Raw genomic sequence first — 21572 nt, forward strand, 5'->3', positions numbered from 1 at the left:
GACCCACCGGGGAGGGATTGGTTGCACGCGCCACGGGAATCGGCACGAGAATCACACACGGTGCTCCTGGTCGAGAGGAGCGCTCACGGCACCCGTGGTGACGAGTCCCCCGTGATCCACCCCCCGTACGCCGCGCGGCGGGGCAGACTTGGGTCATGTCGCAGCGAGATGAGCGGGTACGCGAGATTCGTGCGCTCTCCGACGAGGAGGCCGTGCGGGCGTTGACGGTGCTGGTGGAGGACAGGGGGTTGCTGTCCTCGGCCGTGGACATCGCTCTGCCCGACGCGGAGTTGGCGGACGCCCTCAGCGCCGCGGGGGTCGGACCGGGTGGCGGCGGAGGGGAAGGCGACGTCGCGCGGGCGGCGTTGGAGTATGCCGCCCTGGACGGGGCCGGATACCGGGACGGCGATGTCGGTGAGGCCGTGGAGTACGCGCGGTCGCCGTTGGACCGGCTCGACCCGGTGTCCGTGTCCGTGGGAGTGCTGGCCGTCACGCTGTTGCAGACCGATGTCCTGGTCAAGCGGGACGCTCGGGGGCGGTGGACGGTGACCGTGCACAAGCGGGCCCTGAAGGACACGGCGCTCGCACGGGTACTGACGGCATTGCTCGCGCACTTCACCGACAGCAGGTAGACCGGCGGTGACGGTCTCCACGAGGGCGCCGTACGCGTGGCGTTGCGAGCGGTGCGGTCGGCGGTGTCAGGCGCCGGTGTGGCGCATCGTCGACAGCCGTGAGCGTGCCGATGTCCTGGAGAGCCGTGACGGGCCGGACGGGTTCGGGCCCGGGCTGCACCGGGCCGACTGCCCCGGCTGCGGCACCCGGGCACCTGTCGAGGCGCCGGTGCTGGTGCTGCGGTCCGGGGCGTTCGTACCGTCGTTGTTCGCCACGTCCGTCGCGGAGCTTCAGCGCGATGCCACCGCGAGCGCGGCCACGCTGGTGGAGGAGGCGCGGCTGGCCGGGGCCTTCGCGAGCGGGAGTTTCCGCGGGAACGTGATCGTGCTGCCCCGCAGGCTGCTGCCGTTCGTACTCGGCCGGGACACGGAACGGGATCTGGCGGACCCCGAGGCGGCGTGCGCGGAGCTGGCACCGTACGGGGCGCCGACGGTGGACAACTACCGGATCTTCCTGGACAACGTGGCGGCGGAGTCGGCGGGAACGGGCGTCCGGGACCTGCTGCACGCCGTCACCGTGTCCCTGCCGGACCGGCTCGCGGAACTGGTCCGGGCGCATCCCGGGCTCACCGGGGACACCCTGGTGCGCGACGCCGGGGCGCGGGAGCTGCGCGAGGTCGCCGGTACCCCGCTGGAGGCTCCGCTGCGGCTGCGGCAGCGGTTGCTGGAGGATCTGTGCGGGGGCCGTACGCCCGTGAGTACGGCGCTCGAGCGCTACGCGGCGGCGCTGGCCGACTTCGGGCAGGGGCTGCGGGCCCGGCTGTACGAGATGTGCGACCGGATTCGGGGCTCGGACGGCCCGGAGATCGTCCCGCTCGTGCGTGCGGCGCTCGAACTCGCCGAGCAGACGGGCGAGATAGAGGTGGAGGGTGAACTCGCCGCGCGGCTGGGCGGGTTGCTGGCGGCTTCCTTGCACACGGCCCGGCCCGCCGACCCCGCCGAAGCGGTGAGCGCGCTCCAACTCGCCCTCGCCCGGCTGCCGGAGGGCTCCGTCCAGTGGGCCGAGGCGGCGACCGATCTCGCCTCCGTCCAGTACTTCCGGGAGGACGGCGATCACATCGAGTACTGGGAGGCCGCCCGCGATCTGCTCGCCCGCGCCACCGCCGTGGTGGATCGCCGCGCCCACGGCGGCTGCTGGGCCCGGGTGCAGACCAACTACGGGCTGTTGCTCGGTCAGCGCCCGGGTGGCGGTCCCGACGATCTGAGCCTCGGCATCGCACATGTCCAGGCCGGTCTGGCCGAGCGCTCCCCCGAGCGCGACCGCGTCGACTGGGCCTACTCCCTCATCAACCTCGGGATGCTTCTCTTCCGGCGCGGCGGGCCGGGCGACCCGGAGCGGGCCGAGCGGTGCTACCGGGACGCCCTCGGCCGGCTGCGTCCGGAGGACGACCCCGTGCTGTGGGCCCAGCTCCGGTGCAACCTGGCCGACCTGCTGCTCGCCCCCGACCGCGCTGCCGCCGACCCGCACGGTGCCCGGGCCGCCGCGTCCGCCGTCGTCGCCTTCGACACCGCGCATCCGGGGCTCCTCGACATCAGCCGTGCCACCTGGCTCCTGGCCCGCGCCGCCGATCTGCTCGACGGTCCGGAGAGCGCCGAGGGACTGCGGCTGCGGCGCACGGCGCTGACCGCCGTACCGCCGCGTGTCTCTCCGCATCTGCATCTGTCCCTCGCCCGGGAAACGCTCGACGCGCTGGCCGCGACCGGGGACTGGGACGGCGCGGCCGATGTGGCGGCGGGCATGCTGACCGCCGTCCACGCGCTCTACGACGCCCAGGTGACCGCCGCCGGACGCCGGGGAGTGCTCACGCTGACCCGTGGCACCGCCCGCCAGGCCGCGTTCCTGCTGGCCCGTGCGGGGCGCCCGGAGCGTGCGGTGGAGGCGATCGAGCGGGGGCTCGCCCGTGAACTGTCGGTGGTGACCGGGCGGGACACGGTGGACCTGGCGGCGCTGGAGGCGGTCGATCCGCTGCTGGGCCGCCGCTACCGGGAGGCGCGGGAGCGGTACCGGGTGGTGGCCGCCGGGGTCGAGGAGCCGGGCCCCGCGGCCGAGGGGACAGATGTCGAGCCGACCAGGGGGTTCACCGCTCCGGACGGTGGATTCGGGGGCGCGGCCGGAGGGCTCGTCGCCTCCAGGGACGCGCGGGCCGCCGCCGAGCGAGGTGTGCGCACCGTGGTCGAGGAGATCCGGGCGATCCCCGGCTTCGAGGGGTTTCTGCGGACGACCGAGGTGGCGGACGTCGTCCAGGCGGCGGGCGGGATGCCGCTCGCCTATCTGGTGAATTCGGTCTGGGGCAGCTGTGTCCTCGTGGTGCCCCGGGACACCCGGGCCGGGGTGCGCGCCGAGTTCGTCCCCGAGGTGACCAGCTCCTCGATCGTCCGCCTCCTGACACTGGACCCGGAAACATCGGAAGCGGGACTGCTCGTGGTCCAGCAGGCCGGTGCGCTCACGCGACGACGTGAACTGCCGCGCGCGGTGGACCGATTGAGTGCCCTCGCCCCCTTGCTGCGGCCTCTCGCCGGGCTGCTGGCGGCGGACCCGGGGCACGAGGTGGTCGTCGTACCGACCGGGCTGCTGGGGCAGGTGCCGTTGCAGGCCGTACCGGTGGGGGACGGTGGTGAACTGCTCGATGATCTGGGGACGTTGACGCTCGCCCCCTCGGCCGGGGTGTACGCCGCCTCCCGGGTCGCCGCCGACCGGCCGCCGTTACCCGTGCCCCAACTGGTCGCCGTCGCCGACCCCGACGGCTCGCTGCCGGGTGCGCGCGGTGAACTGGCCGAGATCCGGGAGCTGTTCGAGGCGACCGGGGAGACGGTGTCCGCCGTGGGGGACGATGCCACGGTCGAGTGGCTGCTCGGGCATCTCGCGGAGGCGTCGTATCTGCATCTGAGCTGCCATGGGAGCGCCGAACTCGCCGGGCGGGGCGGCACCTTGTCGCTCGCGGACGGCATCCTGGATCTGGACGCGCTCGTACGGCACCGGCTCCCGCGCTGCCGGCTGGTGGTGGCGGGGGCCTGCCAATCGGGGCGGTACGAGGTCGTCGACGCGCCCGACGAGTTCACCGGGCTGCCGGGCGGCTTCCTCCAGGCGGGGGCCGCCTGTGTGATCACCAGTCTGTGGCAGGTGAACGACCTGGCGACGGCACTGCTGTTGACCCGCCTGTACGAACTGCTCGCGCCCGTCGGCGGTGCGCACGGTGCGCCTCCGGTGTCCGCGCTGCGCTCGGCGCGGACCTGGCTGCGGCGGCTGACCTGGTCCGGCCTCGCGCGGTACGCCGACGCCCACCCTCATCTCGCGGACCTGGCCGCACGTCATGCCCGGCCGGGGCGCGACACCCGCGAACGGCCTTTCGCCTCCCCCGTGCACTGGGCGGCGTTCACAGCGTGGGGGGTGTGAGCGGGTCAGCCCTGGTAGGTCGGACCGGATCGCCCGAGCGTGAAGAAGGTGTCGGGATAGATGGACGACTGCGGGGCCCTGACTTCCATGAGGGTGTAACGGCCATCGGCAAGGCCGGAGACGATGACCGTGGCGGTCGAAGTGGCCCGCGAACCCTCGGCACAGCTCGGTTGGCAGACCTTCTCCGAGACGTTGCCCCGCGCGGTGGCCGTGGCGCTGCCCCAGTCTGTCCAGACCAGGTCGTACAGCGTGGCCCCGGCGTCCCCGCAGTAGAGCAGGAGTGAGTCGGGCTCGGCCAAGGGGTCGCCCCAGCAGTCGATGATCGTCCCGGTCTGCCGGGTCCGCTGCGGGGCGGGCGGTGGCTGGCTGGTGGGGGTGGCGGGGTCCGTGGAGGGGGTCGGCTCCTCGGTCGGTTCCTGCTGCGGAGGCGTCCGCTGCTGCGGAGTGTCGTCCTCGGTCGGCTGGAGCCGGGTCGGTCGGCTCGTCGCCGGGCTGTCGGCGGTGCGGGTGTCACCGTCGCGGCCCGGCACCAGGAGAAGCAGCGCCGTGATCACCACGCCGACGAGGACGGCGGCCACGATCGCGAGGGCGAGCCGGGCTCCGGACAGACCGTGCGCCTTGGGGCGCGGCGGCGCCTCGACCGGGGTGCCGGGTGGCGGGGTGTCGGATGGCGAGGTGTCCGATGGCGGGGTGGTTGCAGCGGGTTTGATCAGGTCGTCGACCTCGACCGTCCAGACGGGCTCCTCAGGCGCCATCGCCCTGATCAGGACCAGCAGTTGGGCAGGAGTCGCCCGCTCCTCGGGATGCTCAGCCAGGCATACGGCGACGACCTGCCGCAGCCGCACCGGCAACTGGTCGAGATCGGGCCGCCGGTCTCTGACACCGGTGTACGCGGCGACGAGCAGCATCCCCAGCGCGACCATGTCGGCCGCGGGCACGGGCGCCCCGCCGTCCCGCCCAGACGTGTCCCGCCCGGGCGCGTCACCGGCGAGCCGTGGTCCGCCGTGCGTCAGCAGCACGTTCCCGGGCCGCACCGCCCCGTGGGCCCGCCCGGTCCGGTGCAGCACGGCCAGTGCCCCGGCCAGCCCGGCCGCGACCCACAGCACCGCGTCCTCCGGCAGGCCGCCGGAAGCCCCGACGACCTCCGCCAGCGAAGGCGCGGGCGCGGCACGACCGGCACCCTTCGCCACCTGCCCCGGCCCGCTCCCTGCCCGACCGCCGTCCGCCGAACGCCTCATCACGTCCCCCGACCAGAAGAAGTTCCAGGACGAGTCTGGCCAGATCCGGTTCGGCCTACAAGGACTTGGCGCCGGAGACCGCCCCTTCACCACAAAAGCGACCTCAACGACCAACAAGGGGCCGTTTCTTGTCAGCAGCCGCACACATCCGGACCGGGAGCGACGCTTCTCGGCTGCCCGCGCACCGGCACGCACCCCACTCCCGCCCGCCCCGTTGACGCGCGTAGCAATCGTCCGGCACCGTCGTTAGTCCTTCACCTTCCTTCAGGAGGCGCGATGTTGAGACGTCATGTCCGGAGCTTGCTCGCGTTTGTCATGCTCGCATCATTGACGGTGCTCGGTGGAGTGGTGACCGCCGGGACCGCGCACGCCGACGGCTGTTACACGTGGAATCGGACGCTCAGTCAGGGAAGCAGCGGCGAGGACGTACGGCAGTTGCAGATCCGGGTCGCGGGGTACCCGGGCTACGGCTCGGTCCTCGCGATCGACGGGGAGTTCGGCCCGGCGACCAAGGCCGCGGTCACGCGGTTCCAGCAGGCGTACGGGCTCTCGGCGGACGGGGTCGCCGGGTCACAGACGTACACCAAGCTGTACGCGCTCCAGGACGACGACTGCACCCCCGTCCACTTCACCTACGCCGAGATGAACCGCTGCAACTCGGACTGGTCCGGCGGTGCGGTGTCCGCCGCCACCGCGAAATCCAACGCGCTGCAGCAGATGTGGAAGCTGGAGGCGCTGCGGCACGCCCTCGGCGACCGCCCGCTCACCACGAGCAGCGGCTTCCGCTCCAAGTCCTGCAACAGCGCGGCCGGGGGTGCGTCGGGCAGCAACCATCTGTACGGGCGCGCCATCGACCTCACCGGGTCGCCGTCCTTCTGCGAGATCGCCAAGCAAGCCCGCAACCACGGCTTCAACGAGATCCTCGGCCCCGGCTACCCGGACCACAACGACCACGCCCACCTCGGCAGCCAGAGCTCACGCTTCTGGTCGGCGTCGTCCTGCGGGATCTGAGGGGGCGTACGGCCACGTGAGACAGCGCGTCCGCCCCTGGTCGGCGAGGCGGGCGTGCTGTCCCTCAGCGGGTGAACTGAAGCGCCGATCACCGGAGTTGAGCGTCCGCCGCCGAACCGTCAGCACGCCCGGTCGTAGAGCGCCCGCAGCCACGGTTCTCCGGCGGTGGGCATGCGGGCGAGCGTGTTCCGGAACGCGTACGGGGACGGCTGGAACGGATAGGACGGGTGGGGCGGCAAGGGGTCGTCCCGCTCCGTGCCGGACGGTAGGCCGCCGACCGCCGGTAGCCGGGTTCGGTGGGGTGGGAAGGCGAGTTCGGCCCAGAGTGCGGCGTCCATGGGGACCGGCACCGCACCGGAGTGCGGCTGCCAGACGGCGCCGGTCTGGGGATGGATCGGGACGAGTACCAGGTCGGCGGGCGGCTCGCCGTGTCCCGGTCCCGCGAGCTCCAGCCGCTTCGCGGCGGCCTTTCCGGTGGGCAGCAGCTTGCCGAGGGCCCGGCCGAGAAGGTCGGCGACCGGGCCGGGTGCCGCCTCGATGGGTGCGCCGTCGGCGGCCACCACCACATGGGCGAGGGCCACGCCCGCCGGGATGTCCCGGAACGTGCTCAGCCGGTGCCACAGCGCGTCGGTGGCCAACAGCTCCGGCCAGTCCATGACCGGCCGCTCCGGTGGGCCGGGCAACCGCACCACCGCCTCGGGGACGAGCTGGACGACCTGCCAGCAGCCGCACTCGTCCAGCCGCGTTCCGACCGGCAGATCGCAGTCCAGGCAGGCGAGGTTCGGGCCGTCCCGCCCGTCGATCCCCCTGCAGTAGCCCGCGGCCCGCTCCAGGATCAGCCGGGTACCGCGCGTGTCGCCGGGGGCGAGGAGGACGGCGTCCGACAGTGCGGGGGCGACGGCATAGGTGCCGCCCTCCAGCAGGGGCGGATGCAGCGTCTCCCAGTGGGTGTCGGCCAGATGGACCGGCAGCGCCACCTCCGACACCGCCGCCGTCAGCACCGCGCCACAGCCCGCACACCCGAACACCGCCAAGCTGTCCCCTCCCACCGTCGCCCCCGCATCCCATCAACGGGCGGACCAGGGAGCAACGGAATATCGGACGACCCGCGCTCCGCGTCCTCCGGGCTCCGTCAGCCCGAGTGCCAGCGGTTGCGGCCGTCGGAGGCGGGGCCGCAGACCATGGCGGTGCCTGCTTGGGTTACGCCTCGCGCGCCTGCGGGGGAACAGAAGGACCCGGGGTGGACGACCGGGCCGCCACCGCCGCCTCCGGTGGAGGATGAGCCGCCGCCGGAGGCCGAGGAGGCGCCGCCACTCGTGGACGAACTCCCGACGCCGATAGTGGAGCCTCCCGACGTTCCGCCCTCTCCCCCGGTTCCGCTGCCCCCAGTCGGCGTACTCCGCACCCGGTCATCCGCGTGATCCCGGTAATCCGGAACCCCGTCATCGTCCTTGTCCCCCAGGTACGAGCCCTCCGTCGCGCACCCGACCTCCGGCGAGGCCAGCCCGAGTGTCACCTCGGCGGTGATGTCATCGCCCTTGGCCGGGTTCTGGTCACACACGCGCCACGAATCGTGATCTCCCTCGGGCAGCGCATCGTTCATGTAGTGCGACTCGACCCGGATCGCGGACTCGGATACCTCAAAGTCCCTCAACTCCCCCACAGCAGCCCGCCACGTACGACCCGACAGGTCCGGCATCACCGGCCACGGGATCTTCGCGCCGTCCTTGTCCGGGCACGGCTCCCCGGACTTGACGGCGGCGAAGGTGATCGCCCTGGGACCGCCGAGGGAAGTTCGGAAGCAGACCTGCCAGCCCGATCGCACGACGATCGCGCGGTGGTCGACGGAGGCATCGTGGTGGTCGGTGGTGTAGCCCGCGTCGCGAGCCGCGGTCTCCGCCTGGTCGAGCGGCTTGCCCCGGTAACTCGGCGGCGGGGTGGGCTCGTTCTTGGGTTTCCGGGACGGCTCGGTGCTCGGCGCATGGGTCCGTACCGAGGCCGGTTTGGCGTCCGTCCGTGCGGGGTCGTCGAGTTGGCCACCCACGCCCGCGCCGATCGCCAGGAGGACGAACGCCCCTACGCTCGCCCCGAGTCTGGCGAACCAGCGCCAGGGCGGGAGGAACCAGAGCAGGGCGACGGCGGCGATCAGCGCGAGGAAGCTCAGCGGGAAGCTGAACGCGCCGATGAGGGCGACCGCTGCCAGAAGGCCGAGGCCGACGGGGGTGGTCTTCCACCAGGGGCGTGGGGAAGGGGGGTACGGGTTCACGTGGGGCTACCTCGTCGGGCGGGATGGGAGGGCGCTCGGTTCACGCGGGGGATGCCCTTTTCGCGGGTGCGCCCAAGTCGCCCCACTTCAGCGGCATGTCACCCCTTGTACGGCACCTTCGCGTCCACGTCCCGCGCGCCCCTCACCACAACCGGCCCCTCACAGTGACCTGTCCCCCACCCCCACACTCCCCCGCCCGCTCAGCCGGAACAGCAGCAGGAGGGACGGGACGATCAGGACCGCCGCCACGCACGCCACGCCCACGACCACCGCGAGCGTCGCGTCGGGGGCGGCGGATGCGGTGAGGGTGAGGTGGGTGCCGAGGAGGTAGGGGTACTGGGCGACGCCCCAGCCCGCGACGACCAGGGCGACGGTCCCGGCGGCGAGGGCGCGGACGCCGAAGGTCCTGTGGGCGCCCAGCATCGCCAGGCCCAGGACGCCACCGACGGCGGCCAGGACCACCAACGGGAGGGCACGGCCGGTGAGATGGGCGAAGAGACGGGGCGCGTCGGCTTGGAGGACGAAGATGCCCGCGATGCTGACCGCGCCGGTCACCGCTCCGGCGGCGAGGGCGCGGTCACGGAAGTACCGGTAGAGCGTGGGGGCGCGGCGCAGGGCTTCCACCGTGAGGTAGGTGGCGGCGAGGTAGCCGCAGGCCAGGACCGCGAGGACGCCGCCCAGGACGCTGGTGGGGTTGACCCAGCTGCTGACGGCGTCACCGTTGCCCGCCGTCGGGACGCGGCCGGAGGCCAGCCCGCCCGCGATGGCGCCGAAGCAGTACGGCGTGAGAACGGAGGACAGCGCGAACGCGGCGCCGTACAGGCGTTGTTCGGGTGTGCTGATGGTCGCCTTGCGGAAGGCGAACCCGGCGCCGCGCAGGACGATGCCGAGCAGGGCGAGGAGCAGCGGGATGTACAGCGTGGTCGTCATGGCGGAGAAGGCGGTGGGGAAGCCGCTCCAGAGGACGACCAGGCAGTAGATGAGCCAGGTGTGGTTGGCCTCCCACACGGGGGCGAGCGAGGAGTCGATGAGGTGGCGGGGCGCTCGGCCGCGCCGGGCGCCGCCCGCGATCAGATCCCAGAGGCCCGCCCCGAAGTCGGCGCCGCCGAGCACCGCGTAGGCGATGACGCCGATGAAGAGGAACACCGCGACCACGTCGGCCATTTACGACACCTTCCCCTCGGAGCGCTCGCGCGGGGCGTCCGGCCCGTACGGCACGTCGACCGTGCCGTCGCCCTGTTTCCGCCACCGTCTCTTCATGGAGAGCAGGACCCAGATGGCCGCGGCCCCCACGGCGGTGTAGAGGGCGACCACGACCCCGAAGGTGATCCACAGGTTGCCCTGGGTGGCCACCGCGTCCCGGGTGCGCAGCAGGCCGACGACGATCCAGGGCTGGCGGCCGACCTCGGTGACCACCCAGCCGCTCTCCATGCTGAGGATGGACAGCACCCCGCAGACGGAGGCCGCGCGCAGGAACCAGCGGTCGGTCTCCAGGGTGTGGCGGCGCTTCCACCACAGCCACACGAACCAGGCGGCGACGGCCAGCATGACCATGGAGGTGCCGACCATGATGTCGAACGCCCAGTGCACGATGTTGACTTGCTCGGTGGTGGGCCGTACGGCCACGGGTACGGCGTCGAGTCCCTTGATGGTGGTCGACGGCTTGAACCCGGCGAGGACGGAGGCCACGCTCGGCACCGAGATGCCGTAGCGCACCTCGCCGTCGATCAGGAAGCCGCCCAGGGTCTCCGGGACGTGACTGCCGGTGGTGGGGAGCAGTTCGATGGCGGCAAACTTGGCGGGCTCGTCGTCGAAGACCTCGCGCGCGATGGTGTCGCCGACGAAGATCTGCACGGGCAGCGCGGCGGCAGCGGTGACGAAGCTGATCAGGAAGCCCAGCCGCTGGTAGTGACCGCGCCGTCCCCGGAGCATCCCGACCGTGTAGACGCTCGCCACGACGAATCCGGCGACGATGTAGGCGGCGAGCAGCATGTGCCAGAACTGCCACCAGAAGGCGCCGTTGAAGAAGACCTCCGCCGGGCGTACATCGACCACCTTGCCGTCGCGCAGGGTGATGCCGCTGGGCTGGTTCATCCAGCTGTTGGCGGCGATGACGGCCGCCGCTCCGCCGACGCTGGCCAGCGCCACGGGCACACCCGCCCAGAAGTGGGCCCAGGGGCGCATCCGGTCCCAGCCGTAGATGTAGATGGCGACGAAGATGGCCTCCAGGAAGAAGAAGAGCCCTTCGATGGCGAACGGGAACCCGAAGGCGGCGCCGTAGTTCTTCATCAGCCCGGGCCAGAGGATGCCCAGTTCGAAGGAGAGGACGGTGCCGGTGATGGCGCCGACCGCGAAGAGCACGGCGGCGACCTTCGACCAGCGCCGGGCGAGGAGCAGGGCCGCCTCGTCGCCCTTGCGCAGTCCCCGGTGGTTGGCGATCAGCATGAGGGAGGTCAGCGCCACGCCGAAGGGCACCAGGATGATGTGGAAGCCCAGGGTGAAGGCCATCTGTTCCCGGGCGCGCAGCAGCTGATCCGGGTCAGCGGCGGCCAGGAGCGCGGTGAGTCCGGCCGGGTCGACCGTGAACATGGACGGTTCCTCCTCGTGCGCGGGAGGGACTGCGGCCACCGTGGGACTTCGGCCGCCTTCCATGGATCTGTTTCACGTCGTACGTCGGGTTCGGATGCGTCCCGATATGCATGGATCTAGACGTGTGTGTCTGCCTGTGGATCTACAGGTGTACGGCCGGGGCGTCGGACAGGGTGGTCCGGGCGACCAGGCCCCCGGGAGCGGGCCGGGCGCGCAGCAGGTCCGTGACGGCCTCGGTGGCGAGCGCGTGCCAGGTGGGCAGGCGGCGGAGCATGGCGTGGTCGGCGTCCGCGAGGACGACCATCCCGGCGCGGGCTCCCTCGGCGCGGGCCCGCTCGACGAAGCGGGTGGAGTCCGCCGCGTCCGTGACGTGGTCGGCGTCGCCGTGGAGGACAAGCAGCCGGGCGCCGTCCAGGTGGGCGGTGGGTTCGCCGGGCGGCAGCCAGGGGGCGAGGGCGAGAACGCCGCGTACGGCGGGATGACCCGCCATGCGCAGCGCGGCCCGGCCGCCCATCGAGTGGCCGACGAGGACGACGGGGACGGGGCCGTAGCGGGCGGCCAGTTCGGCGAGGGCGCGGTGGACGTCGTCGGCGGCGGCGCCGTCGTTCCAGCCCCGGTGCTGGTAGCGGATCTCGCCCAGCAGGACGTGGTCCGGGGGCAGTCCGGTGCCGACCGCGCGCAGCAGGGGGCGCATGCGCAGGGCGGCGAGGTGCCAGGGACGGGAGAGGGTGTGGTCCTCGGCCCGGCCGCCGTGCGCGGTGAGGACGGCGGCCCGTACGGTCTCGGGTGCGTGCCGTACGAGCAGGGCGCTTCGCGTCCCACGGCGGTCCGTCGCCGTCCGGTCCGTCGTCATCCGGCGTGCTCCTCGCCGTCGTGATCGCCGTCCGTCGTGGGGAATCCGTAGCCGGTCGCCGCGCGGCTTGGCCCGGGTCTGACAATCCCATGGGCCGGGAAGCGGCCGGTCGGCGACCCGGCAGGTCTGAGCGCGCCGGACCGGGGCACCCGTCATCGGGCAAGGAACGCACGCCCGCGAGAGACCCGAGGTGGAACCATGACGAAGGAGATCAAGGATCTGACCCCCAAGTACACCGTCCCCGGTATCGAGCGCGAGGCGGCGGGTCGGCTGATCGGGCTGCTGCGGCTGCGGCTGCACGCGCTCAACGATCTGCATCTGACGCTGAAGCACGTGCACTGGAACGTCGTCGGGCCGCACTTCGTCGCCGTGCACGAGATGATCGACCCGCAGGTGGACCGGGTGCGCGAGATGGCCGACGACGTGGCGGAGCGCATCGCGGCGCTGGGCGGCGTGGCGCAGGGGACGCCGGGCGCGCTGGTGGAGGAACGCACCTGGGACGACTACTCGATCGGCCGGGGCGACGCCATCGCCCATCTGGGTGCCCTGGACCTCGTCTACACCGGGGTGATCGAGGGCGTACGGGCCGCGATCAAGGAGGCGGGTGAGATCGACCCCGCCACGGAGGATCTGCTGATCGAGCAGCTGCGGGACCTGGAACAGTTCCAGTGGTTCGTGCGGGCGCATCTGGAGAGCGCGGGCGGCACGCTCGCGACCGGCGGCGCGCACACCGAGGAGGAGGCGGCGGCCAAGGGGGCCGCGCTCAGCTGAGGCGGGCGGGAGCGGGGGCGCGGCGTCACGGGGGTCCGGCGCCGCGCTCCCGCTCGGTGCGCAGCACCTCGTCCAGGTCGCGGAGCCGGTCCAGGCCCTGGACGGCGCGCGTGGTGCGCGGGTTGCCCGCGAGGACGGCGCGGTGGCGGTGGACGAAGGACCAGTAGCCGGTGGTGAAGGGGCAGGCCCGCGCGCCGGTGCGGTCGCCGGGACGGTAGGCGCAGCCGTCGCACAGGTCGCTCATGCGGTGGATGTAGGCGCCCGCGGAGGTGTAGGGCTTGGTGGTCGTCCGGCCGCCGTCGGCGTACTGGGACATGCCGACGACGTTGGGCAGCATCACCCAGTCGTAGCCGTCGACGAAGCAGCGGTGGAACCAGTCGGTCACCGCTTCCGGTTCCCAGCCCCGCTGGAGGGCGTGGCTGCCGAGCAGCATCAGGCGCGGGATGTGGTGGGTCCAGCCGGTGTCGCGGACCTGGGCGAGGGCGGTGGCCAGACAGCGGGCGGTGACGGCGTCGGCATCGAGGCCGGTGAACCAGTCGGGCAGCGGGGCGTGGTGGCGCAGGGCGTTGCGGTGGCGGTAGTCCTCGCCGAAGTACCAGTAGAGGTGCCAGACGTACTCGCGCCAGCCCGCGATCTGCCGTACGAAGCCCTCGGCGCTGTGCACGGGCGCGTGCCCGGAGCGCCAGGCGTCCTCGGCGGCGGCGACGGTCTCGGCGGGGTCGAGCAGGCCGAGGTTGAGGGAGGACGAGAGCAGGCTGTGGCTCATGACGGGGTCGGCGGCGAGCATGGCGTCCTCGTGCGGGCCGAATCCGGCGAGCCGGTGCTCGGTGAAGCGGCGCAGCGCGGCGCGGGCCTCGCGGCGGGAGGCGGGGAAGCGGCGGGGGCCGTCGCGGCCCACGAAGCGGATGCCGTCGTGCTGTTCCCAGCGGTCGAGGTCGGCGCGGACCTCGGCGTCGATGTCGTCCTCGCGGGGGCGGTAGGGGGCGGGGGCGCCGAGGGTGCGGGCGCCCTTGGGCGGGGGTTCGCGGTTGGCGTGGTCGTGGTTCCACCGGCCGCCTGCCGGGGTGTCGCCGTCCATGAGGAGGCCGAGTTCGCGGCGGACCCAGCGGTAGAAGTCCTCCTGGCGCAGCCGTCGTCCGTCGCGCCCGTCCGCCCAGACGCGGAAGGCGTCGTGCGGCAGCAGGAAGGCGGGGGTGGGCAGCACGCGGACCCGGTCCAGGGAGCGGACCAGGCGCAGGGCGGCGCGTGAGGTGGGGTGGTGGACGGTCACGGGGGCGTCGCCCACGGCTTCGCGCAGGCCCTCGCGGTAGGTCTCGGCGCGGACGTAGTGGACGCGGTCGCCCAGTTCCGCGGCGCGGTGGCGCATCGCGGAGAGGATCAGGTGGGCCTTGGCGCGGTGGAAGCGGCGGCGCCGGAAGACCGAGCGGGCCTCGATCATGACGACGGGCGCGTCGCGGGCGGGGCCGTCGTCGCCGGGGGTGAGGAAGTGGGGGCCGAGCTGGTCGCCGAAGAGCCAGTGCGGGTCGGTCATGCGCGGGCCTCGTCTCCGGCGTCGTCTCTCGGGGCGGCCGGTTCCCCGGGTGCCGTCGGTCCAGCGGGGTGTCGTCAGCCCGCGCAGGTGCCGTCAGTCCAGTTCAGGTGCGGGGCGCGGGGTGCGGCGGAAGAAGGTGGTGGCGCGTCTGATGCGGGAGGCGGTGTCGTTCGGGCGCCAGAGGTTGCCGAGGTAGGGGGCGTACCGGCGGGCGCCGTGGTGGTAGAAGCCGGGCAGGTGTCCGGCCAGGGGCGGCTTGAGATCGAGGGAGCGCAGGCGGGCGAAGGGCACGAACTCGGGTGTCATCCCCGACTCGCGGGCCACGGGGTGCTGGCCCTGGGCCGAGCCGTCGGCGGCGAAGACCAGGTCGACGGTGCGCTGCCGGTTGTCGGGGTCGACGGCCTCCAGGACGAAGGCGACCCGGGTGGGTTCCACGGCGAGGCCGGTCTCCTCGCGCATCTCGCGGCGGGCGCAGGCGGCCATGCTCTCGCCCATCCGGGGGGTGCCGCCGGGCAGCACCCAGTCGTCCAGGCCCTGGGCGGTGCGGTGGACGAGCAGCACGCACTGGCCTCGGAAGAGGATGGTGGAGCAGCGGAGCATCATGTCGTCCGGCATCGTCATGCCGACCTCCTCGCGAATAACGTGCGGGTCTGCCGGCAGAGGCCATCGGCGGCGCGTTCGCGTCCGCGGTTACGGCGAGCCTCATCGCCGCGAGTGCTGCGTCCATTGTCGAACCGGTCGTCGGCACCGGCAAACGCTGCGCCCTACTCCGCTCCCCCGGGCGGTCCGAGGCGGGCGAGGAGGAGGGCCGTGTCGTCGCCGGAGGACTGGTCGAGCGTGTCCAGGAGCATGTCGCAGATGTCCTGGAGGGAGCCGGTGGCGGCAGGGCCACCGGTGGACCCGGTGGCCCGTTCCAGTGCGCGGCTCAGGGCCTCGATGCCGACGTCGATGGCGTCGTGCCGGGACTCCACGAGGCCGTCGGTGTACAGGGCCAGCAGGGAGCCCTCGGGCAGTTTGGTCTCCAGCGTGCCGAACGGTACGCCGCCCACGCCGAGCGGGGCCGCGGGGGGCAGGGTGAGGAGCCGGGCGCCCTGACCGGACTGGACGAGGACGGGCGGCAGATGTCCGGCGCTGGACAGGACGCAGGTGCCGCGCTTGGGGTCGCAGACGGCGTAGACGCAGGTGGCGAAGGACTCGCTCAGCTCCGCGGCGGTCTCGTCGAGATGGCCGAGCAGTTCGGCGGGCGGCAGGTCGAGACGGGCCAGGGCGCGGGTGGTGGTGCGCAGCTGGCCCATGATCGCGGCGGCGCGTATGCCGCTGCCCATCACGTCGCCGACGACCAGGGCGACCCGGCCGTCGTTGAGCGCCAGCACGTCGTACCAGTCGCCGCCGACCTCGGTGCCGCTCCCGGCGGGCCGGTAGCCGACGGCGATCTCCAGGCCGTCGGGCTGGTCGGGGGGCTGCTGGGGCAGCAGGCTGTGCTGGAGGGTGAGCGCGGTCTCGCGCTCGCGGCCGTAGAGCAGGGCGTTGTCCACGCTGACGGCGGCGCGGCCGACGAGTTCGCAGACGATCTGGAGGTCGCGGCTGTCGAAGGGGCGGGTGTCGGCGGTGCGGTACAGCGTGAGCACGCCGAGCACGGAGCCCCGGGCCAGCAGGGGCGCGGCCAGGACGCTGCGGACCCCGGCGCCGCGCAGCGCCTCGGCGGCCTGCTCGTCCCGGGCGATCTCGCGCAGCGCGCCGTCGTCCACGCGGGGCATCAGCACGGGGGCGGCCTCGCGGACGCTGCGGCACAGCAGCGGGGACGAGCCGGAGCCGGTGAGGCCGTCCGGCAGCTCGGCGGTGCCGTCGCTGCCGTCGGGGCGGGCGGCGGCGACCGCCAGCGTGCGGAACCCGCCGTGGTCGCCGCCCGAGTACGGGACCAGGGACCGCTGCCCGATCACGACGGAGTCCAGTACGTCGACGGTGGCCAGGTCGGCGAACCGGGGTACGACGGCGGCGGCCAGCTCCCGCACGGTCTGCTGGAGGTCCAGGGTGCTGCCGATGCCGGAGCTGGCCTCGGTGAGGGTGGCGAGGTGCCGGTGGGCCGCCGCGATCTCGGTGGCGGCCAGATGCCGTTCGGTGACGTCCACGACGGACACCGCGACGCCGAGCGGGTGGCCGCGCTGGTCCTCGATGCGGTAGTACGACTCCGACCAGGCGTGGTCGTGGTCCGGGTCGAGCGGGGTACGGCCCACCGTGCGCTGGTCCAGGATCGGCTCACCGGTGCGCAGCACCTGGCGCATCGCGGACTCGATCGCGGTGGTGTCCAGCTCGGGGAGCGTGTCCTCCAGGCGCCGCCCGCGCACCTCGTGCTCGGTGACCCCGTTGGCGGTCGTCAGGGCGCGGTTGATCCGCATCCAGCGCAGATCGGTGTCGAACACCGCGAGCCCGACCGGGGACTGGTCGATCAGCAGCTCGGACAGCGCGAGATCCCCCTCCACGCGCCGTACGGTGCCTTCGTCGGCGGCGAGCGCCAGGCCCAGCACCCGGCCGTCGGGGTCGTGCAGGCGGCCCTTGCGGTACTCCACCAGCCGGGTGGAACCGTCCTTGCACCGGGCCGGGAAGACACCCGCGAAACTCTCCCCGGCGTGGATCCGCCCGAACCGCTCGTGCGCGTGCTCCACGTCCTCCGGCGCGGCCAGCAGCTCGTCCACGGACGCGCCGAGCGCCTCCTCGGCGGCGTACCCGAAAAGCTCCTCCGCCTCGGGGCTCCACAGGACGATACGGCCCTGCCCGTCGACCACCACGGCCGAGGCGTGCAGCAGATCCAGCAGGCCCCCGGGCGCCCCGGCGTCCCGGCACCCGGCCGGTCCGGCCCCGTGGCTCCAGAGGTCCTTGCCACCCATACCCGCCGCCTCCCGTCGCCCGACCGGCATGACCACCGCCCGGGCCGCGCCTTTTGCGTCAGTTGATACCACTATGCCGCGAGGGACGCGGCAGTGCGGGGGCGCTGCCGCGCGGGCGTAAGCGGGGGTGGCGTAAGCGGGGGTGCTGTCGTGCGAGGGACGCGGCGGTGCGGGGCGGGGCTGGGGTGGCGTAAGCGGGGGTGCTTGTAGGCGGGGGTGCTGTCGTGCGACGGAGTGGGCGGGAGCGCTCCGGTGCGGCTCCGGTGCGGGGAGGCGCCGGGCCCAGGTGCGCCGCCGCGCGGCGAACGAGGCGGGGCGGCGGTGCCGTAGCACTGGGTGAGTCTGCGGCAGGGAGGAGCGACCAAGGGCCGGAAAGGAACCGCGCGGAGGCGGAAGCCGTGCCGACGGGTGTGTTCGATCAGCACCGCCGCTGGAGCCGGGTCGACAAGAGCGCCTGCCGACGACCCCGCCGCTTCCCGCAAAGCGCGCCGCAGGCGCATCCGGGCAGCACTCACGCCTCCGCCCCCGTTTCCGCCGCCACAGGCACCGCCCCGGCCGCGCCCCGGCCGGAGGCCCACCGCACGGCTGGGCCCATCGCCAGGCCCGCCGCGAGGAACAGCGCTCCCAGGAGGAGCCAGCCGAGGGTGCCGCCGGAGAGGATGAGGGTGGTCAGGAGGAGGGGGCCGATGAGGCGGGCCACAGCGGTTCCGGCGCCGTAAAAGCCCTGGTACTGGCCTTGTTTGTCGGCGGGGGCGAGGGCGAAGCCGATTTCCCAGGAGCCGGAGCCGAGCAGCATCTCGCCGAGGACCTGGACGCAGGCGGCGGCGAGGAGCAGCAGCGCGGCGGTCCAGGCCGTGGTGCCGGAGGCCGACAGGGCGAAGCAGGCGCAGGCGGCGAGGAGGACGAGCCCGGCGTGCCGTATCGCGCGGGACGCGGAGGGCAGGTCCCTGACGCGGGCGGCCATGCGGACCTGGAAGAGGACCACGCCCACCGTGTTGACGACCAGCAGCGCCGAGACCGTCCAGCTCGGCGCCTCGGTGCGCTCCACGATCCACAGCGGCAGCACCACGCTGAGCAGCGGCATGTAGAGCAGCATGATCATGTTGAGGAGGGAGACGAGGGCGTACGGCCGGTCGCGGAGGACCGTGAGGCTCGGGCCGCCCGATCTCGCGGGCGCCGCCACCCCGGTCGGGGGCCGCAGCCGCGCCAGCACCAGCGCCGCCACCAGGAAGCTCGCCCCGTCCGCCGCCAGCGCCGTCAGATACGACGCCTCCGTGTCGAGCCGCAGCGCGATGCCGCCCAGCGCGGCGCCGAGGGCCAGCCCGGCGTTGACGGTCGACTGGAGATACGCCCGGGTCTCGGTCCGCCGGGCGGGTTCGACCAGCCCGGCCAGCAGGGCCTGGCGTGCCGCGCCGAGCCCGCACTGGCAGCAGGTGTACGCGCAGACGGCCACCAGGAACGCCGGATACGAGCGGACGAAGAGGAACGACCCCACGGCCAGGCCCGTCGCCACGGACATGAGGATGGCGATCCCGCGCGGACCCCGCCGGTCCGCCAGGTGGCCGAGCGGCACCCCGGCGACGGCGCCGAGCGCCCAGCCGAGCGTGAGCGCGAGGCCGATCCGGGTGGGGCTGAGGCCGACGATCCGGCTGAAGTAGAGGACCGAGCAGACGTAGTACGCGCCGTCGCCGACCGAGTTCGTCAGCTGGGCCAGCGCGAGGGTGCGCGCGGGCCCGCCGGGCGGGACGATCCGGATGAAGCGCACGTGCGGTCCTCTCGGTCGGTGGCTCGCTCGTCGGGATGCCGGGGCTCAGTCGAGTGCGTAGTCGAACCAGATCCGGTGGGTGCCGTCGGTCTCGATCTCCAGGCCGCCGGTGCCGGAGATGCCGGTGAGATCGCCGGTACCGCTCGACGGGACGATGACGAAGAACCGCGCGGCGCGGTCACTGCCCGTGGTGGTCGCCGAGTGCGCGAAGTTGAACGCGCCCTCGTGCCCGTGCAGCGAGCCCTCGAAGGACTCCATCGCCACATAGGTGCCGACCCCGGTCGTCTGGTCGAACGCGGCGGTGAACAGGGTCGCCGCGCGCCCGGTGATCTCGCCCTCGAAGTGCTTCTCCATGCGCGCGACCCCCACCGGGAGGCCGGTGGGGACGGCCGGGTCGGGTGTCACCTCGGTCGGGACGAACGCTTTCACGGTGAACGTGCCGTCAGCTCTCATGGGCCGACCGTATCCCCGGGGTCTGACAATCCGGCCCGGCCGCACGGACGCCCCGTCAGCCGCAGGTGCGGAAGTGCGTGGTCAGCCGTGTTCCGGCGGCGGGCGCCACGAGGCCGACCGGGTCGTCGGGGGACTCGGCCTGCAGTTCCAGGACGTGCACGGCGTACCCGGGCGGAGCCGTCCGGTCGATCACCTCGCCCCACTCGTCGGTCCCGGTCTCCCAATCGAGCCGGAGCGTGGAGGTCACACCGGGGCCGAGGGCGAGCGGGCGGTCCGCGAAGGTCGTCACGGTGGCGGAGTGCGTGTGGCCGCCGAACACCGCGACGATCCCGGGGTGTTCGGAGATCAGCGCGGCGAACTCGTCGGCGTTGTCGAGCATGATGGAGTCGACCAGGCCGCGCCCGAGTGCGACGGGCGGCTGATGCAGGGCGAGGGCGACCGGTGTGCCCGGGGGCAGCGCGTCGCGGATCGTGGTGCGTACCCAGGCCGCCGTCTCGCCGGCCAGGTGGCCCTCGTCACGGCCCGGGACGGTCACGTCGAGCATGAGGACGGCGAGGGGTCCGACCCGGTGGAGCCGGTTGACCGGCGTGTCGGAGGCGGGCTCGCCGAGGAGGACCTTGCGGTAGGGGCCGCGCACGTCGTGGTTGCCGGGCAGACACAGCACGGGGGCCGGGAAGTCCGCCAACAGCCTTGCGGCGGCCTCGTATTCGGGCTCGGTGCCGTGGTCCGCGATGTCCCCGGTGACCAGCAGCGCGTCGAACGGCCCCGGCATGGACCGCAGCCGGTCGAGCACCCGGACGGCACGCTCCTCGGCGCGGGCGCCGCCGTCGAGATGGAGGTCACTGACGTGGGCGAGGGTCACACGTGAACCCTGGTGCTCTGTACGCGAGTTGTCCGCTGTCACTTCCTGGGCCATGCCGCCACCTCTCGTCTCGTTCTCACGGTAAAGTGGACCATAACCGTTAGGAGGACTCATGGAAACCCGCAGCACGCAACCAGGGACCACCACTGCGGCACCCTCACCCCTCCATCTGACGGGCACCGTCCACCATGACGGCCACGGCGGGGTGACCGACGACCTCGCCACCGTCGCGGGGTTCCTCGCCTGGGCTCCGCCCGGCACTCCCGAAGAACTCCGGGACGAGGTGATCGACATACGACGGGCGGTCCGCACACTGTTCGCATACGCCACCGGCCGCGAGGACTCCCGCGCCGATCCGGGTCTTTCCCGGGCGCAGGCCCTCGACCTGCTCAACTCCTACACGGAACGGGGGAATGTGACGGTACGTCTGGACTGGCCGGACCCCGGCGCGGCACCGCTTGTGCGGCTCACGGCGGCCGACCCCGCCGACCTGCCCGCTCAACTGGCCCGCTCGGCGGTGGAGTTCCTGGCCGGTCCCCAGCGGGAGCGGCTGCGCGCCTGCCCCGCACCCTACTGCGTGCGCTACTTCGTCCAGGACCACGGCAGGCAGACGTACTGCAAGACCTCGTGCGCCAACAGGGCACGTGCGGCGCGGCATTACGCCAGGAACCGGTAGGCGCGCCGGGGACGGCAACGGCAGGGCCGGTCCAGGGAGACCGACCCTGCCGTCAACTGCGCGGGGAGTACGGCTACTTGCTCACCGCCGCCTTGTCGGCGCCCTTCAGACCGAAGATGCTGACCGCCTGGTAGTAGGTCCAGGCGGTCGCGTTGCAGCTGGTCTTGGTGGCGCCGGAGTAGTTGTTGCACACGCGCTTGAGGTCTTCGTAGAAGGCGGAGTCGAGACGGGACTTGTTGGCGTCGAAGGCGCCGGCGGCTTTGTAGTTGCGGTAGCCGAAATCGTGGCGGGCACAGGACGTCTGGAACGGGAAGCCGAAGGGGTTGTCCGGCGAGGAACTGCAGTAGTCCGTGGACCAGTCGAACCCGTAGGCCGCCCACTGCCCCTGGTTCGAGCGAGCGGCGTACCAGGCGTTGTAACTGGCCGCGCTGGTCTGCGTCCAGGAGCTGAGCACCTGCATCTTGTCGGCGGGGGCTGCCGATGCGGTGGCGGCGGGGATGAGGACCGCGGGCAGCGCGAGAGCGGCGACGACGAGGGGAGCGGCATGACGACGACGCATGGAGACCTCCGGTGTGTGGGGCCCGTGAGTGCTCGCGGGGTTCGCGAG

At 73.0% G+C, this 21572-nt stretch carries 18 protein-coding genes and 1 riboswitch; of the genes, 5 read left to right on the forward strand and 13 right to left on the reverse strand.

What is annotated here, in order from left to right:
• Window positions 1-155 precede the first annotated feature (155 nt).
• Entirely contained in the window at window positions 156-632 is a 477-nt protein-coding gene (locus B079_RS0114480; protein ID WP_018546538.1) for a hypothetical protein, read from the forward strand.
• Between the two features lie 76 nt (window positions 633-708).
• On the forward strand, window positions 709-4065 hold the full coding sequence (locus B079_RS0114485) for a CHAT domain-containing protein (protein WP_018546539.1): 3357 nt from the start codon (window positions 709-711) through the stop codon (window positions 4063-4065).
• 5 nt (window positions 4066-4070) lie between these two features.
• Here B079_RS0114485 and B079_RS0114490 read toward each other — a convergent pair whose 3' ends face one another.
• Window positions 4071-5255, reverse strand: a complete 1185-nt coding sequence (locus tag B079_RS0114490) for a hypothetical protein (protein ID WP_018546540.1) — start codon at window positions 5253-5255, stop codon at window positions 4071-4073.
• Between the two features lie 324 nt (window positions 5256-5579).
• On the opposite strand from B079_RS0114490, the gene B079_RS0114495 reads away from it, so the two are divergent.
• Window positions 5580-6314 (forward strand): D-Ala-D-Ala carboxypeptidase family metallohydrolase, encoded by a 735-nt coding sequence (locus tag B079_RS0114495; protein WP_078495938.1) that lies wholly within the window; start codon window positions 5580-5582, stop codon window positions 6312-6314.
• 119 nt (window positions 6315-6433) lie between these two features.
• On the opposite strand, the gene B079_RS0114500 is transcribed toward B079_RS0114495, so the two are convergent.
• The 5 genes from B079_RS0114500 to B079_RS0114520 all read right to left on the reverse strand — a co-directional run bounded on the left by B079_RS0114500 (window position 6434) and on the right by B079_RS0114520 (window position 12022).
• Window positions 6434-7342 (reverse strand): hypothetical protein, encoded by a 909-nt coding sequence (locus B079_RS0114500; protein ID WP_234016799.1) that lies wholly within the window; start codon window positions 7340-7342, stop codon window positions 6434-6436.
• A 104-nt stretch (window positions 7343-7446) separates the two neighbouring features.
• The gene (locus tag B079_RS0114505; RefSeq protein ID WP_026248696.1) at window positions 7447-8580 is read right to left on the reverse strand and encodes a PASTA domain-containing protein; all 1134 of its coding nucleotides are present in this window, start codon (window positions 8578-8580) and stop codon (window positions 7447-7449) included.
• Window positions 8581-8739: 159 nt separating this feature from the next.
• Window positions 8740-9744 (reverse strand): cytochrome d ubiquinol oxidase subunit II, encoded by a 1005-nt coding sequence (locus B079_RS0114510; protein ID WP_018546543.1) that lies wholly within the window; start codon window positions 9742-9744, stop codon window positions 8740-8742.
• The gene (locus tag B079_RS0114515) at window positions 9745-11169 is read right to left on the reverse strand and encodes a cytochrome ubiquinol oxidase subunit I (RefSeq protein WP_018546544.1); all 1425 of its coding nucleotides are present in this window, start codon (window positions 11167-11169) and stop codon (window positions 9745-9747) included.
• A gap of 142 nt (window positions 11170-11311) precedes the next feature.
• Complete coding sequence (locus tag B079_RS0114520; RefSeq protein ID WP_018546545.1) at window positions 11312-12022, reverse strand: dienelactone hydrolase family protein; 711 nt, start codon at window positions 12020-12022, stop codon at window positions 11312-11314.
• 198 nt (window positions 12023-12220) lie between these two features.
• On the opposite strand from B079_RS0114520, the gene B079_RS0114525 reads away from it, so the two are divergent.
• Window positions 12221-12793 carry a Dps family protein gene (locus B079_RS0114525; RefSeq protein WP_018546546.1) on the forward strand — a complete coding sequence of 191 codons (573 nt, stop codon included), beginning with the start codon at window positions 12221-12223 and terminating at the stop codon, window positions 12791-12793.
• A gap of 25 nt (window positions 12794-12818) precedes the next feature.
• On the opposite strand, the gene B079_RS0114530 is transcribed toward B079_RS0114525, so the two are convergent.
• The 6 genes from B079_RS0114530 to B079_RS32075 form a co-directional block, all read right to left on the reverse strand.
• On the reverse strand, window positions 12819-14324 hold the full coding sequence (locus B079_RS0114530; RefSeq protein WP_018546547.1) for a cryptochrome/photolyase family protein: 1506 nt from the start codon (window positions 14322-14324) through the stop codon (window positions 12819-12821).
• Window positions 14325-14417: 93 nt separating this feature from the next.
• Window positions 14418-14945, reverse strand: a complete 528-nt coding sequence (locus B079_RS0114535) for an NUDIX hydrolase (RefSeq protein ID WP_018546548.1) — start codon at window positions 14943-14945, stop codon at window positions 14418-14420.
• Between the two features lie 29 nt (window positions 14946-14974).
• A riboswitch (Fluoride riboswitch) is annotated at window positions 14975-15043 on the reverse strand.
• Between the two features lie 45 nt (window positions 15044-15088).
• A complete protein-coding gene (locus B079_RS0114540; protein WP_018546549.1) occupies window positions 15089-17209 on the reverse strand; it encodes a SpoIIE family protein phosphatase in 2121 nt (706 codons plus the stop codon).
• A gap of 511 nt (window positions 17210-17720) precedes the next feature.
• Complete coding sequence (locus tag B079_RS0114545; protein ID WP_018546550.1) at window positions 17721-18974, reverse strand: MFS transporter; 1254 nt, start codon at window positions 18972-18974, stop codon at window positions 17721-17723.
• A 45-nt stretch (window positions 18975-19019) separates the two neighbouring features.
• A complete protein-coding gene (locus tag B079_RS0114550; RefSeq protein ID WP_018546551.1) occupies window positions 19020-19427 on the reverse strand; it encodes a DUF3224 domain-containing protein in 408 nt (135 codons plus the stop codon).
• A gap of 55 nt (window positions 19428-19482) precedes the next feature.
• Window positions 19483-20289, reverse strand: coding sequence for a metallophosphoesterase (locus B079_RS32075; protein WP_018546552.1), 807 nt, complete (start codon window positions 20287-20289; stop codon window positions 19483-19485).
• Between the two features lie 112 nt (window positions 20290-20401).
• On the opposite strand from B079_RS32075, the gene B079_RS0114560 reads away from it, so the two are divergent.
• Window positions 20402-20965, forward strand: a complete 564-nt coding sequence (locus B079_RS0114560; RefSeq protein WP_051095100.1) for a CGNR zinc finger domain-containing protein — start codon at window positions 20402-20404, stop codon at window positions 20963-20965.
• A gap of 73 nt (window positions 20966-21038) precedes the next feature.
• Here the strand turns inward: B079_RS0114560 and B079_RS0114565 are convergent, their stop codons facing one another.
• Window positions 21039-21524, reverse strand: a complete 486-nt coding sequence (locus B079_RS0114565) for a phospholipase (protein ID WP_018546554.1) — start codon at window positions 21522-21524, stop codon at window positions 21039-21041.
• Between the last annotated feature and the right edge of the window lie 48 nt (window positions 21525-21572).

Source organism: Streptomyces sp. LaPpAH-108, assembly GCF_000373625.1.
In the GTDB taxonomy this organism is placed as follows: domain Bacteria; phylum Actinomycetota; class Actinomycetes; order Streptomycetales; family Streptomycetaceae; genus Streptomyces.